Here is a 13832-nt window from a genome sequence, read left to right as displayed (position 1 = left end):
GAGCTGCCGCACCTGCGCCGCGCGCTGGTGAACTGGGCCGCCGGCGAGGTGCTGCGGCGCGGCAGTGCCCACCCGCCGGTGCCGGTCGGCGGGCACGGCCGGGTGGCGGTGCTCGCCGGTGTCGAGCCGGGTGAGCTGGCCGACGGGATCGACCGCCAGGTCCGCGCCTGCGCCCGCCGGATCCGCCAGCACCTCGCCCTGGAGCTGGCGAACATCCACCTGCGAGTGGTGCAGGAGATCGTCTTCGGGGTCGGCTGCGCCGGCCTGCCGCAGATGCTCGACCGGGAGCTGGAGGCGCTGTCGCTGCTCGCCACCGCGCAGTGCGACGAGGCCGTGCGGGGCCTGGTCGACGAGGCCGCCGCCCGGGTCTTCGGCGCGCCGCTGGCCGAGGGCGTACGCCGGCGGATCATCCACGCGGTGCGCTGGGGCCTGGCCGACCACCCGGACGCCCCCGAGCTCGACCGGGTGCTCCTGGTCACGAGCACGGCCGGGGTCGCCGGGCTGACCGGCGCGGGTGCCCTGGACGCGCTGGCCGGGCTGCCCGGCGCGCAGCGCGACGAGGTGCTCCCGCCGGTCGGCGTCGCCCTCAACGGCGGCTGCTGGCAGCACTGGCGGGCACCGGGCAACGACGACCCGAACGCCGCCCGTTCCTGGGCCCAGCGCGCGCTGCGCGAGGTCGAGCTCGAACTGTCCCGCGAGGTGTCCCGCCGCTTCGAGGTGATCCGTCTCTCGCTCGGCGGGGTGCTCGCCGATGCGGTCGACCACGGCATCCTGCTTGCCTGACCACGGCGCGGGCACACCGCGACCCGGGCTCGCGTACGCGGCCCGGGCGGGTGACGACGACCGCCGCGCCGTTCCGGTTCATCGGTTCCCCGGATCCGGTGGCACGATGGGGGGCATGGCGGCTCCACAGGTTGCGCCGGTCGAGACGCCGGACACCGAAGAGGTGCCGGTCTCCGACCGGCCATGGGTGACCATCGTCTGGGACGATCCGGTCAACCTGATGACGTACGTGACCTGGGTGTTCCAGAAGCTCTTCGGGTACAGCCGGGAGAAGGCGGAGCGGCTCATGCTGGACGTGCACCACAAGGGCAAGGCCGTGGTCTCCAGCGGCGCCCGGGAGCGGATGGAGCACGACGCGGCGCAGCTGCACGCGTACGGCCTCTGGGCGACGGTGGATCGGTCATGAGCATGTTCCGCCGCCGGGGCGACCACTACGTGGCCACGTTCGCGGTCGACGAGGTCCGGGTGCTGCGCAAGGTCGCAGGCGAGGTGGTCGGCCTGCTGACCGACGGCTTCGACCACGGCGACCCGGTGGTCGGGCGGCTGTTCCCCGACGTCTACCCGGACGACGACGCCAGCACCGCCGAGTTCCGCCGCTACACCGAGGGCGACCTGAAGACCGGCAAGATCGACCAGGCGGGCGCCGTGCTCGCCGCGCTGCCCGACGGGGACGCCGGCGGCGAGGTGCGGCTGGACGCGGAGGCGGCCGAGGCGTGGCTGCGGGCGCTGAACGACGCCCGGCTGGCGATGGGCGTACGCCTGGAGATCAAGGACGGCACCGACCTGGGTGAGGAGCTCGACGACGCGGTCGCCGCGGACCCGGGCTCGTCCCGGGTGTTCCAACTGTCGGTCTACGCCTATCTCGGATATCTCCAGGAATCCCTGCTCAACGCGCTCATCGACTGAGTGGTGACGGTCGCCACCTCGCCGTCCGGCCGGGCCAGGGGCTAGGCTTGGCGGCGTGCTGAGCATCGACCGGTCGATCATCGACGCGATCGTCGCCCACGCGCGTCGGGACCACCCGGACGAGGCGTGCGGCGTGGTCGCCGGCCCCGTCGGCAGCGACACCCCGACCCGGCACATCCCGATGGACAACGCCGCCCGCTCCATGACGTTCTACGAGTTCGACTCGATGGAGCAGCTGCGGGTGTGGCGCGAGATGGACGACCGCGACGAGGAACCGGTCGTCATCTACCACTCGCACACCGCGACGGAGGCCTACCCGTCACGTACGGACGTCTCCTTCGCCGGCGAGCCGGGCGCGCACTACCTGCTCGTCTCGACCCGCGAGCCCGACACCGAGGAGATCCGCTCCTTCCGGATCGTCGACGGCGTGGTCACCGAGGAACCGGTGGAGATCGTGGACGCCGCCGTGGACCCGAACGCCGTCCAGTCCTACATGTTCGGGCAGAGCCCGGCGACGGTCGACTACGAGTGTTCCGACCGCTGACCTTCAGCGCCGGCACCTTCCTTTTCCCGTCACCTGGCACGATCCCGAACGAGGAGCACGAGACACCATGGCCATCGAGGTTCGCATCCCCACCATCCTGCGCAGCTACACCGGCGGCGCGAAGGTCGTCGAGGGCAGCGGCGACACGCTCGCCGACCTGATCGCCGACCTGGACTCCCGGCACGGCGGCCTGAAGGCCCGCCTGGTCACCGACGCGGGCGCGCTGCACCGGTTCGTCAACGTCTACGTCAACGACGAGGACGTCCGCTTCCTCGGCGCGCTCGACGCCAAGCTCAACGACGGCGACAGCGTGACCATCCTGCCGGCCGTGGCCGGTGGCGCGTTCGGCTTCGCGGCCGCCGCGGCGATCGCCTCGCACGCGGTCTCCACGCGCGCCGCCCGCTGAGGGGGCCCGCGATGGCGCGGTACGACAGCCTCCTCGACGCCTGCGGCGGCACGCCGCTGGTCGGGTTGCCCCGGCTCTCCCCGACGGTCCCTGCCGGGGCACCACCGGTGCGGCTCTGGGCCAAGCTGGAGGACCGGAACCCGACCGGCAGCATCAAGGACCGCGCGGCCCTGTTCATGGTGCGCGCGGCCGAGGAGTCCGGCCGGCTGCGTCCGGGTGACACGATCCTGGAGCCGACGAGCGGCAACACCGGCATCTCGCTGGCGATGGTGGCGAAGCTGCGCGGCTACCGGCTGGTCTGCGTGATGCCGGAGAACGTCTCCACCGAGCGGGTGCAACTGCTCCGCATGTACGGCGCGGAGATCATCTTCTCGCCTGCCGCGGGCGGCTCGAACCAGGCGGTCGCGACCGCGAAGCAGATCTCCGCCGAGCACCCGGACTGGGTGATGCTCTACCAGTACGGCAACGAGGCGAACGCCCGGGCGCACTACGAGACGACCGGGCCGGAGCTGCTCCAGGACCTGCCGGGCATCACCCACTTCGTGGCCGGTCTGGGCACCACCGGCACGCTCATGGGCACCGGGCGCTACCTGCGGGAGAAGGTCGAGGGCATCCAGATCGTGGCGGCCGAGCCGCGCTACGGCGAGCTGGTCTACGGTCTGCGCAACATCGACGAGGGCTACGTGCCCGAGCTGTACGACGCCGGGGTGCTGTCCCGCCGCTTCTCCGTGGGCACCCGGGACGCGGTGCTGCGTACCCGGCAGCTCGTCGAGGTGGAGGGCATCTTCGCCGGGTTCTCCACCGGCGCCATCCTGCACGCCGCGCTCGCGGTGGCGCACGAGGCGGTCCGCGACGGCCGCGGCGCGGACGTGGCGTTCGTGGTCTGCGACGGCGGCTGGAAATACCTGTCGACCGGCGCGTACGGCGGCACCCTCGCCGACGCGGAGGAGGCCCTGGAGGGTCAGCTCTGGGCCTGACGGACCGATGGCCGGTCCGGTCGGTGGCGTGCCCGCCGGCCGGGCCGCCGGTCTCGTCCGGAGCGGACGTGTATGGGTGTCACGTTGATGACAACTTCCGGCAGATGATTCTTGCCCGACCGGGGCGACGCGTAGGCTGCGCAGCGTGGCGAGCGCGTCGGTAGAGATCATCGGCGGTGTCGCCGCCGGCGCATCGACTACTCATGGTGAGATCGAGGCCACCGGATGAGACTGACCGTCCTCGGCTGCGCGGGCAGCTTCCCGGGCCCCGAATCCCCCTGTTCGGCCTATCTCATGGAAGCCGACGGCTTCCGGCTTCTGATCGACTTCGGCGTGGGCTCGCTGTCCACGCTCCAGCGCTACGTCGGGCTGCACGCCCCCGACGCCGTCCTCCTCACCCACCTGCACTGCGACCACATGTTCGACGCCGTGTCCTACGTGGTGGTACGCCGGTACGCGCCGGACGGCCCGTACCCGCCCCTGCCGATGTACGCCCCCTCCGGCGCGCCCGACCGGCTGGCCGCCGCGTACGGGCAGGAGGAGGGCTCGGTGGAGGACGTCTACCAGTTCTACGGCCTCCAGCCGGGCACGTTCCCGATCGGCCCGTTCACCGTCACCGTCGACCGGATGAACCACCCGGTCGAGACGTACGGGGTGCGGCTGGAGCACGGCGGCCGGGTGTTCTGCTACTCCGCCGACACCGCGCCCTGCGAGGCGCTGCTGCGCCTGGCCCAGGACGCCGACGTGTTCCTCTGCGAGGCGAGCTACATGGACGGCGTGGAGAACCCGCCGGACCTGCACCTGACCGGCCGGGAGGCCGGCGAGGCGGCCACCAAGGCGGGCGTGGGGCGGCTCCTGCTCACCCATCTCGTACCCGCCTGGGGCAGCGAGTCGCAGACCGTGGAGGCGGCGGCCGGGGCGTACGCCGGGCCGCTGGACGTGGTCCGGCCCGGCGCCTGCTACGAGGTCTGAGCCCGGCGGCGGCCCTGTCGTCGGCGGGCACCCGCGGGCGGTGCGATCACCGCACCGCATAGGGTGCAGGCATGGCGCGACCTGACGGGCGGCGGCCCGACCAACTCCGACCGGTGACCCTGACCCGGGGCTGGAGCACCCACCCGGAGGGCTCGGTGCTCGTCGAGTTCGGCGCGACCCGGGTCCTCTGCACGGCGAGCGTCACCGAGGGCGTGCCCCGCTGGCGCAAGGGCTCCGGGCTGGGCTGGGTGACCGCCGAGTACGCGATGCTGCCCCGGGCCACGAACACCCGCTCGGACCGGGAGAGCGTCCGCGGCAAGGTCGGCGGGCGTACCCACGAGATCTCCCGGCTGATCGGCCGCAGCCTGCGCGCCTGCGTCGACCTGAAGGCGCTCGGCGAGAACTCGATCGTGCTGGACTGCGACGTGCTCCAGGCCGACGGCGGCACCCGTACCGCCGCGATCACCGGCGCGTACGTCGCGCTGCACGACGCGGTGACCTGGCTGGCCGAGCGCAAGGCGCTGGCCGGCAAGGTGGAGAAGGTGATGCACCGCTCGGTGGCCGCGGTGAGCGTCGGCGTGATCGGCGGTGAGCCGATGCTCGACCTCTGCTACGCCGAGGACGTCACCGCCGAGGTCGACATGAACGTGGTCTGCACCGGCACCGGCGACTTCGTCGAGGTGCAGGGCACCGGTGAGGCGGGCGTCTTCGCCCGCGACCAGCTCGACGCGCTGCTCGACCTGGGCGTGGCGGGCTGCCTGGAACTGGCCGACGCGCAGCGGAAGGCGCTCTCGTCATGAACAAGGTCCTGCTCGCCACCCGGAACCGGAAGAAGCTGGTCGAACTCCAGCGGATCCTGGACGGCGCGCTCGGCGCGCACCGGATCGCCCTGCTCGGGCTCGACGACGTCGAGGAGTACCCGGAGCTGCCGGAGACCGGCCTCACGTTCGGTGAGAACGCGCTGATCAAGGCGCGGGAGGGCTGCCGGCGTACCGGCCTGCCGACCATCGCCGACGACTCCGGTCTGGCGGTGGACGCGCTCAACGGCATGCCGGGTGTGTTCAGCGCCCGCTGGTCCGGCCGGCACGGCGACGACCACGCCAACCTCCAGCTCGTGCTGGACCAGGTCGGCGACGTGCCGGACGAGCACCGGGGCGCCGCCTTCGTCTGCACCGTCGCGCTGGTGCTGCCCGGCGGCAAGGAGCACCTGGTCGACGGCCGTCAGTCCGGCCGGCTGCTGCGCGCGCCGCGCGGCGACGGCGGCTTCGGCTACGACCCGATCTTCCTGGGCGACGGGCAGGAGCGGACCAACGCGGAGCTGACGCCCGAGGAGAAGGACGCGGTCAGCCACCGCGGCAAGGCGCTGCGGGAGCTGGCCAAGCTGGTCGCGAAGGTGCTCCCGCCGGCTGCCTGAGCCGCGCCCGGACGCTTCCGGGCGCCCGGCCGCAAGCGCCGGACCGGCCCGCTCAGCCGAGCGGGCCGATCTCCCGTTCGATCGCCGCGCGCAGCTCCGGGCCGCGTACCACGTCCCGCGCGGCCTCCATGAGCGGCGCGAGGAACACGTCCGGTCCCGGCTCGCCGATGGTGCGGCCGAGCACGTCGAGCGCCGCCCGCCCGGCCGGTGACGGGGTCAGCGGCGCGCGGAGCTGGAGCCCGCGTACGGCCGCCAGCAGCTCCACCGCGAGCAGGCTGGTCAGGTTGTCCAGCACCGTGCGCAGCTTCTTGGTGGCGGCCCAGCCCATCGAGACGTGGTCCTCCTGCATGCCGCTGGTGGGCAGCGAGTCGATCGAGGCGGGCGCGGCCAGCCGGCGGTTCTCCGCCACGATCCCGGCGGCGGTGTACTGGGCGATCATCAGCCCGGAGTTCACCCCGGCGTCGGGGGACAGGAACGCGGGCAGCTCCCGGGAACGGGTGACGTCCAGCAGCCGGTCCACCCGGCGCTCGGCGATCGCGCCCACCTCGGCGGCGGCGATGGCCAGGTAGTCGGCGGCGAAACCGAGCGGCGCGCCGTGGAAGTTCCCTGTCGACTCGACCCGCCCGTCCGGCAGCACCACCGGGTTGTCCACCACCGACAGCAGTTCCCGGCCCGCGACCACCTCGACGAAGTCGAGCGTGTCCCGGGCCGCGCCGGCGACCTGCGGGGCGCAGCGCATCGAGTACGCGTCCTGCACCGCGTGCGCCAGGTCGTCGCGGTGCGAGTCCATCACCGCCGAGCCCTGCAACAGCCGGTGGATGTTCGCCGCCGACGCGGCCTGGCCGGGATGCGGGCGGATCGCGTGCAGCTCGGGCAGGAACGGCCGCTCCGAGCCGAGCATCGCCTCGATGGCGAGCGCCGCTGTCACGTCCGCCATGGCGAACAGGTGCCGGGCGTCGGAGACGGCGAGCAGCAGCATGCCGAGCATGCCGTCGGTGCCGTTGATCAGCGCCAGCCCCTCCTTGGCTGCCAGCGACAGCGGCTTCAGCCCGACCCGGCGCAGCGCGTCCGCGGCCGGGATGCGGTCACCGGCCGGGCCGAGCACCCAGCCCTCACCGAGCAGCACCAGCGCGCAGTGCGCCAGCGGCGCCAGGTCCCCTGACGCGCCGAGCGAACCGTGCTCCGGCACCCACGGGGTGACCTCGTGGTTGAGCAGGTCCACGAGCGCCTCGGCGACCAGCGGGCGGACCCCGGAGCGGCCGAGCGCCAGCGAGCGGACCCGCAGCAGCATCATGGCGCGTACCACCTCGCGCGGCATCGGCGCGCCCACCCCGGCGGCGTGCGAGCGGATCAGCGCGTGCTGAAGCTCGGCCCGCCGCTCCGGGGCGATGAACGTGTTGGCGAGGGCGCCGAAGCCGGTGGAGACGCCGTACACCGGCCGGCCGGCCGCCTCGATGCCGTCCACGATGGAGCGGCTGGTCGCCATCGCCTCGGTGGCGGCCGGGTCGAGCACGACCTTGGCGGTGCCGCGGGCCACCGCGAGCACGTCGGCGGGGGTGACCCCGGTGGACAGGATGGTCACTGTGGTCATCGCGGCACTCCGTTGTGCAGAACCTGGCGGATCAGTGGCACCCCCGGCCGGTAGGCCAGGTGCAGGTGGGACGGGGCGTCGAGGACGATCAGGTCGGCCCGCGCCCCGGGCGTCAGCCGCCCCACGTCGGTGCGGCGCAGCGCCGCCGCCCCGCCGGCGGTCGCGGCCCACACCGCCTCCGCCGGGGTCATCCGCATCTCGCGTACGGCGAGCGCGACGCAGAACGGCATCGACGAGGTGTACGACGAGCCGGGGTTGCAGTCGGTCGCCAGCGCCACCGTCACGCCCGCGTCGAGCAGCCGCCGGGCGTCCGGGTAGGGCGACCGGGTGGAGAACTCGGCGCCCGGCAGCAGCGTGGCGACCGTATCCGAGCCGGCCAGTGCGTCGATGTCGGCGTCGGTCAGGTGGGTGCAGTGGTCGACGCTGGCCGCGCCCAGCTCCACGCCGAGCTGGACCCCCGGCCCGGGGCCGAGCTGGTTGGCGTGCAGCCGGACGCCCAGACCGGCGGCCTGCCCGCAGGCGAGGATCGCGCGGGCGTGGTCGGCGTCGAACGCGCCCCGCTCGCAGAACACGTCGATCCAGCGGGCGTACGGCGCGGCGGCGGCCAGCATCGGCCCGCACACCAGACCCACGTAGTCGTCGGGGCGGTCGGCGTACTCGGCGGGGACGACGTGCGCGCCGAGGAACGTGGTGTCGCCTGTGAACTCGGCGGCGATCCGCAGCGAGCGGGCCTCGTCGGCGACGTTCAGGCCGTACCCGCTCTTGATCTCGACGGTGGTGGTGCCCTGCCGCAGCATCTCGGCGCGCAGCCGGCGCACTGTGGCGCGCAGGTCGTCGTCGGAGGCGGCGCGGGTGGCGCCGACTGTGGTCCGGATGCCGCCGCCGGTGTAGGGCTCGCCGGCCATCCGGGCGGCGAACTCGGCGGCCCGGTCCCCGGCGAAGACCAGGTGGGCGTGGCTGTCCACGAAGCCGGGCAGCACCGCCGCGCCACCGGCGTCGATCCGCCGGTCGGCGGCCGGCGCGTCGCGGGCCGGCCCGATCCAGGCCACCTGCCCGTCCTCGACCAGCAGGGCGGCGTCGCGCCGGATGCCCAGCGGGTCGCCGTCGCGGCCGTCGTTCGTGACCAGCTCGCCGATGTGGTCGACGAGCAGGCTGCCGCGCATCACGAGTCGTCCTGCGCGGTCACCGACGCGATCGCGTCCCGCAGCTCGGTGGGCACGTCCACGGTCAGGTGCCGGCCGCCGTCCACCACGGGCCGGCCGTCGACCACGACGCTCGTCACGTCAGCGGCGGTGGCGGCGAAGAACGCGCCGACCGGCGGCACACCGGCGGTGCGGGCGCTGTCCAGCCGTACCGTGACCAGGTCCGCCCGCTGCCCGACGGCGAGCCGGCCGGCGTCGCCCCAGCCCAGCGCGGCGTGCCCGCCGACGGTGGCGGCGCCGACCAGCTCGGCCGGCGTGAAGTGCCCCCGCCGCCGGGTACGCAGCCGCTCGTCCATCTCCAGCGCGCGGGCCTCCTCGAACAGGTCCACCACGGCGTGGCTGTCGCTGCCCAGGCTCAGCGGGCTGCCCGCGTCGGCCATCCGCCGCACCGGGCCGACCCCGTCGGCCAGGTCGCGTTCGGTGGTGGGGCAGACGCAGACCCGGGTACGGCTGTCGCCGAGCAGCGCCACGTCGGCGGCGGTCGGGTGGGTGGCGTGCACGGCTGTGGTGTGCGGGCCGAGCACGCCGTGGTCGGCCAGCAGCCGTGTCGGCGTGCACCCGTGCACGGCCCGGCAGGCGTCGTTCTCGGCCGGCTGTTCGGACAGGTGCACGTGCAGCGGCAGCCCGTTGCGGTCGGCCCAGCCGGCCACGGTGGCGAGCTGATCGGCCGGGACCGCGCGCACCGAGTGGATGGCCGCGCCGAGCCGGACGTGGTCGTCGGCCGGGCGGAACGCGTCCACCCGCGCCGCCCAGCGCAGCGCGTCGCCGTCACCGAAGCGGCGCTGCGGCCCGGCCAGCGGCGTGCCGTCCACGCCCCCGGCCAGGTACGCGGTGTCCAGCAGCGTGAGCCGGATCCCGGCGTGCGCGGCGGCCTCCACGAGCGCGGCGGACATGGCGTTCGGGTCGTCGTACGGGGTGCCGCCGGGACCGTGGTGCAGGTAGTGGAACTCGCCCACGCAGGTGATCCCGGACAGCGCCATCTCCGCGTACACGGCGCGGGCCAGCGCCAGGTAGGAGTCCGGGTCGAGCCGGATCGCGACGGCGTACATCAGGCTGCGCCAGGACCAGAAGTCGCCGCGCCCGTCGTGGGTGCGCCCGCGCAGCGCCCGGTGGAACGCGTGCGAGTGGGCGTTTGCCAGGCCGGGCACCGTCAGGCCGGGCAGCCGGACCGCGTCGCCGAGTACCTCCACCCCGGCGGCCGGCGGACTGTCCACGGTCAGCGGGGTGACAGCGGTGATCCGCCCGTCGGTCGCCTCGATCAGCACGTCCCGGGTGGGCTCGGCGCGGTCGGGCAGCCAGGCGTACTCGGCCAGCCAGCGGGTCAGCGGCATGCCAGCTCCTCCAGCACCCGGGCCAGGGCGGCCACCCCGGCGGCGCAGTCGGCGTCGGTGGCCGCCTCGGCGGGGGAGTGCGACACCCCGGTCGGGTTGCGCACGAACAGCATCGCGGTGGGCAGGTGCGCCGCCAGCACGCCCGCGTCGTGCCCGGCGCCGGTGGGCAGCACCGGCGCGCCGAGCAGCGCGGCCAGCCGGTCGGCCAGCCCGCGGTCGAACGCGACGAGCGGGGTCGCCGACTCCTGCGTGCAGGTCAGCGCGGTGCCGTCGCGGCCGGCCCGGTCGGCGGCCTTGGTGCGTACCGCCTCGACCAGACCGTACAGCGTCTCCGCCTCGGCCGCCCGCGCGTCGAGCCAGCCGGTGACCCGGGACGGGATCGCGTTCGTGGCGTTCGGCTCGACCGACACCCGGCCCACCGTGGCGTGCGCGTCGCGCAGCCGGGCCTCCTTGTTCGCCGCCAGCACTGTGAACGCGTAGGTGAGCATCGGGTCGCGGCGGTCGGCCATCCGAGTCGTACCCGCGTGGTTGCCCTCGCCGGTGAAGTCGAACCGCCACCGGCCGTGCGGCCAGATCGCGGAGGCCACCGCGACCGGCGCGTCCAGGTCGACCAGCGCGCGGCCCTGCTCGACGTGCAGCTCCACGAAGGCCGCGAAGCGGCCGAGCAGCGCCGGGTCGGCGCCCGCCGGCCGCTCGCCGAGCGCCTCGGCGAAGGTCGTCCCGGCCTGGTCGCGCAGCCCGGCCGCGCGGTCGACGTCGATCTCGCCGGTGAGCAGCCGCGACCCCAGGCAGGGTACGCCGAACCGCGCGCCCTCCTCCTCCACGAACGCGGCCACCACCACCGGCCGATCCGGGGTGACGCCCGCGGCCCGCAGCTCGTCCACGGCGAGGAACGCGCTGACGATGCCGAGCGGACCGTCGTACGCGCCGCCGTGCGGCACCGAGTCGAAGTGGCTGCCGGTCAGCACCGCCTCGCCGGCCGCCGGGTCGCCCCACCAGGCGAACAGGTTGCCGTTGCCGTCCTGCTGAACCGGCATCCCCCGCCGGTCGGCCTGTTCCCGGAACCAGGCGCGCAGCGTGCGCTCCGGTTCGGTGAGCGCGTAGCGCAGGTAGCCGCCGCTGCCGGCGTCCCGCCCGACCGGGGCGATCTCGTCCCACAGCGCCCGGAACCGGTCCGCCAGGTCGGTCACAGGTCTCCCTCGGTCATGGGAACGCGCACGCCGGTGTGCTCGGCGACCGCGCGGGCGTCGTCGTAGCCGGCGTCGACGTGCCGGATCACGCCCATCGCCGGGTCGTTCGTCAGCACCCGCTCGATCTTCTGCCCCGCGAGGGCGCTGCCGTCGGCCACGCAGACCTGGCCGGCGTGGATGGACCGGCCGATGCCGACGCCGCCGCCGTGGTGGATGGACACCCAGGACGCGCCGCTGGCGGTGTTGACGAGCGCGTTCAGCAGCGGCCAGTCGGCGATCGCGTCGGAGCCGTCGGCCATCGCCTCGGTCTCCCGGTACGGGCTGGCCACGCTGCCGCAGTCCAGGTGGTCCCGGCCGATCACCACCGGGGCGCTCAGCTCGCCTGAGGCGACCATCTCGTTGAACCGCACCCCGGCCCGGTCGCGCTCGCCGTAGCCGAGCCAGCAGATCCGCGCCGGCAGGCCCTGGAACGCGACCCGCTCGCCGGCCATCCGGATCCACCGGGCGAGGGACTCGTTCTCCGGGAACAGGTCGAGGACGGCCCGGTCGGTGGCCGCGATGTCCTTCGGGTCGCCGGAGAGCGCGGCCCAGCGGAACGGGCCCTTGCCCTCGCAGAACAACGGCCTGATGTACGCGGGCACGAACCCGGGGAAGTCGAACGCCCGCTCGTACCCGCCGAGCTTGGCCTCGCCCCGGATCGAGTTGCCGTAGTCGAAGACCTCGGCGCCCGCGTCCAGGAAACCGACCATCGCCGCCACGTGCTTCGCCATCGACGCCCGGGCCCGGTCGGTGAACTCGGCCGGCTTCGCCGCCGCGTATTCCCGCGCGTCGCCGAGGTCCACGCCCTCCGGCACGTACGACAGCGGGTCGTGCGCGCTGGTCTGGTCGGTCACGATGTCGATGGCCACGCCGCGGCGCAGCAGCTCGGGGAAGAGCGTGGCGGCGTTGCCGACCACCCCGACGCTCAGGGCCCGCCGGTCCCGCTTCGCAGCGAGCACCCGCTCGACCGCGTCGTCGAGCGAGTCGGCGATCTCGTCGAGGTAGCGGTCGTGCGCCCGCCGCTCCAGCCGGGTCCGGTCCACGTCCACGATCAGGCAGACACCGCCGTTCATGGTGACCGCCAGCGGCTGCGCGCCGCCCATGCCGCCGCAGCCGGCGGTGAGCGTCAGCGTGCCGGCGAGCGTGCCCTCGAAGCGCTTGGCGGCGACAGCGGCGAACGTCTCGTACGTGCCCTGGAGGATGCCCTGGGTGCCGATGTAGATCCAGGAACCGGCGGTCATCTGCCCGTACATGGTCAGGCCCAGCGACTCCAGGCGGCGGAACTCCGGCCAGGTGGCCCAGTCGCCGACCAGGTTCGAGTTGGCCAGCAGCACACGCGGCGCCCACTCGTGGGTGCGCATCACGCCGACCGGCCGGCCGGACTGCACCAGCATCGTCTCGTCGTCGCGCAGCTCGGTGAGCGTGCGCACGAGCGCGTGGTACGACGGCCAGTCCCGGGCCGCCTTGCCGGTGCCCCCGTAGACCACCAGGTCCTCGGGGCGCTCGGCCACCTCCGGGTCGAGATTGTTCATCAGCATCCGGAGAGCGGCCTCCTGCGGCCACCCCTTCGCGGTGCGTGCGGTGCCGCGGGCGGCGCGGACGGGCTGGTGCATCTCGTACTCCTCTCAGCCGAGGAACAACTGGCGGCGGGCGGCGGACGACTCGAACGCCTCGAGCCGGTTCTGGGTCTCGGCCGGCGCGGCGTCGCAGATCGCCTGGAGCACCACCATGGCCAGCGTCATCGGGGCGGTGTGCAGGTCGAAGACCAGGTCGGCGCCGACGGCGGCGGGCAGGACCACCTCGGCGTGCTCGGCGGCCGGGCTCACCGGCGAGTCGGTGATCGCCACGACGGTCAGCCCGGCGTCCCGGGCCTCGCGCAGTGCGTCGAGGGTCTCCCGGGGGTAGCGGGGCAGCACGAACGCGAGCAGCGCCGTCGCGCCGGCCGCGACCGCCTGGTCCAGGCGGTCGACGAGCATGCTGCCGCCGTCGTCGAACACCCGCACGTCGGGGTGCACCTTCGCGGCGAAGTACGCGAAGTACGCGGCGAGCGGCGCGGCGGCGCGCAGCCCGAGCACCGGCAGCGGACGGCTGGCCGCGAGCAGCTTCCCCACCTCGGCGACCCGCTCGGCGTCGGCGAGCTGCGCGGCGAGCCGGTCGAGATTGTCCCGCTCGGCGTGCACCGCCCGTTGCAGGGCGTTGCCGGCGGCCGGTTCGGCCGACCCGGTGACAGTCAGTTCCCGCAGGCGGCGGCGCAGCGCGGGGTAGCCGTCGTGCCCGAGCGCCATGGCGAACCGGGTCACCGACGGCTGGCTGACGCCCGCCAGCTCGGCCACCTCGGCGGCGGACAGGTACGCCGCCGCGCCCGCGTGCCGCACCAGGCAGTGGGCGATGCGGCGCTGGGTCGGGGTGAGCCGTACGCCGTGGAAGAGGTCGAGCAGGCGGTCAGGGGCGGCCGCACTGCTTTCATTCACCCCGCG

14 protein-coding genes and 1 pseudogene are annotated in these 13832 nt (G+C 74.3%); 9 read left to right on the top strand and 6 right to left on the bottom strand.

Annotation, left to right across the window (positions count from 1 at the left end):
* From AC2CHG_RS14280 to rdgB, 9 genes and pseudogenes are all read left to right on the top strand, one after another.
* A pseudogene (locus AC2CHG_RS14280) lies at positions 1-783 on the top strand (P-loop NTPase family protein); the annotation flags it as partial.
* A gap of 115 nt (positions 784-898) precedes the next feature.
* On the top strand, positions 899-1189 hold the full coding sequence (gene clpS / locus AC2CHG_RS14275) for an ATP-dependent Clp protease adapter ClpS (protein WP_018786685.1): 291 nt from the start codon (positions 899-901) through the stop codon (positions 1187-1189).
* Complete coding sequence (locus AC2CHG_RS14270) at positions 1186-1689, top strand: DUF2017 domain-containing protein (RefSeq protein WP_484524910.1); 504 nt, start codon at positions 1186-1188, stop codon at positions 1687-1689. Before clpS ends, AC2CHG_RS14270 begins: the two co-directional genes overlap by 4 nt.
* A 55-nt stretch (positions 1690-1744) precedes the next feature.
* Positions 1745-2233 carry a M67 family metallopeptidase gene (locus AC2CHG_RS14265; RefSeq protein WP_013284357.1) on the top strand — a complete coding sequence of 163 codons (489 nt, stop codon included), beginning with the start codon at positions 1745-1747 and terminating at the stop codon, positions 2231-2233.
* Between the two features lie 67 nt (positions 2234-2300).
* A complete protein-coding gene (locus AC2CHG_RS14260) occupies positions 2301-2639 on the top strand; it encodes a MoaD family protein (protein ID WP_047892373.1) in 339 nt (112 codons plus the stop codon).
* An 11-nt stretch (positions 2640-2650) separates the two neighbouring features.
* Positions 2651-3616, top strand: coding sequence for a PLP-dependent cysteine synthase family protein (locus tag AC2CHG_RS14255; RefSeq protein ID WP_135243562.1), 966 nt, complete (start codon positions 2651-2653; stop codon positions 3614-3616).
* Positions 3617-3841: 225 nt separating this feature from the next.
* Positions 3842-4588 (top strand): MBL fold metallo-hydrolase, encoded by a 747-nt coding sequence (locus AC2CHG_RS14250; RefSeq protein ID WP_484524909.1) that lies wholly within the window; start codon positions 3842-3844, stop codon positions 4586-4588.
* A gap of 71 nt (positions 4589-4659) precedes the next feature.
* Complete coding sequence (rph, locus tag AC2CHG_RS14245) at positions 4660-5388, top strand: ribonuclease PH (RefSeq protein ID WP_210893717.1); 729 nt, start codon at positions 4660-4662, stop codon at positions 5386-5388.
* Positions 5385-6002 (top strand): RdgB/HAM1 family non-canonical purine NTP pyrophosphatase, encoded by a 618-nt coding sequence (rdgB, locus tag AC2CHG_RS14240; RefSeq protein WP_262014865.1) that lies wholly within the window; start codon positions 5385-5387, stop codon positions 6000-6002. The genes rph and rdgB overlap by 4 nt, the downstream gene beginning before the upstream one ends.
* 52 nt (positions 6003-6054) lie before the next feature.
* Here rdgB and hutH read toward each other — a convergent pair whose 3' ends face one another.
* From hutH to AC2CHG_RS14210, 6 genes are read right to left on the bottom strand one after another with little or no spacing between them, the layout of a single operon-like run.
* A complete protein-coding gene (gene hutH, locus AC2CHG_RS14235) occupies positions 6055-7593 on the bottom strand; it encodes a histidine ammonia-lyase (protein WP_402810016.1) in 1539 nt (512 codons plus the stop codon).
* Positions 7590-8756 (bottom strand): imidazolonepropionase, encoded by a 1167-nt coding sequence (hutI, locus tag AC2CHG_RS14230; protein WP_366621688.1) that lies wholly within the window; start codon positions 8754-8756, stop codon positions 7590-7592. Before hutI ends, hutH begins: the two co-directional genes overlap by 4 nt.
* Entirely contained in the window at positions 8756-10120 is a 1365-nt protein-coding gene (locus AC2CHG_RS14225; RefSeq protein WP_366621808.1) for a formimidoylglutamate deiminase, read from the bottom strand. The genes hutI and AC2CHG_RS14225 overlap by 1 nt, the downstream gene beginning before the upstream one ends.
* Positions 10117-11316: an allantoate amidohydrolase gene (locus AC2CHG_RS14220; RefSeq protein WP_366621690.1), complete on the bottom strand. Its 1200-nt coding sequence runs from the start codon at positions 11314-11316 to the stop codon at positions 10117-10119. The genes AC2CHG_RS14225 and AC2CHG_RS14220 overlap by 4 nt, the downstream gene beginning before the upstream one ends.
* Complete coding sequence (gene hutU / locus AC2CHG_RS14215; protein WP_484524908.1) at positions 11313-12968, bottom strand: urocanate hydratase; 1656 nt, start codon at positions 12966-12968, stop codon at positions 11313-11315. The genes AC2CHG_RS14220 and hutU overlap by 4 nt, the downstream gene beginning before the upstream one ends.
* 12 nt (positions 12969-12980) lie before the next feature.
* Positions 12981-13826: a MurR/RpiR family transcriptional regulator gene (locus tag AC2CHG_RS14210; RefSeq protein WP_262014860.1), complete on the bottom strand. Its 846-nt coding sequence runs from the start codon at positions 13824-13826 to the stop codon at positions 12981-12983.
* Positions 13827-13832: the final 6 nt, after the last annotated feature.

The sequence above is a fragment of the Micromonospora sp. ATLC20 genome (assembly GCF_057196585.1).
Note: the sequence above shows the minus strand (reverse complement) of the source record. Positions and strands in the feature narration are given on the sequence as shown.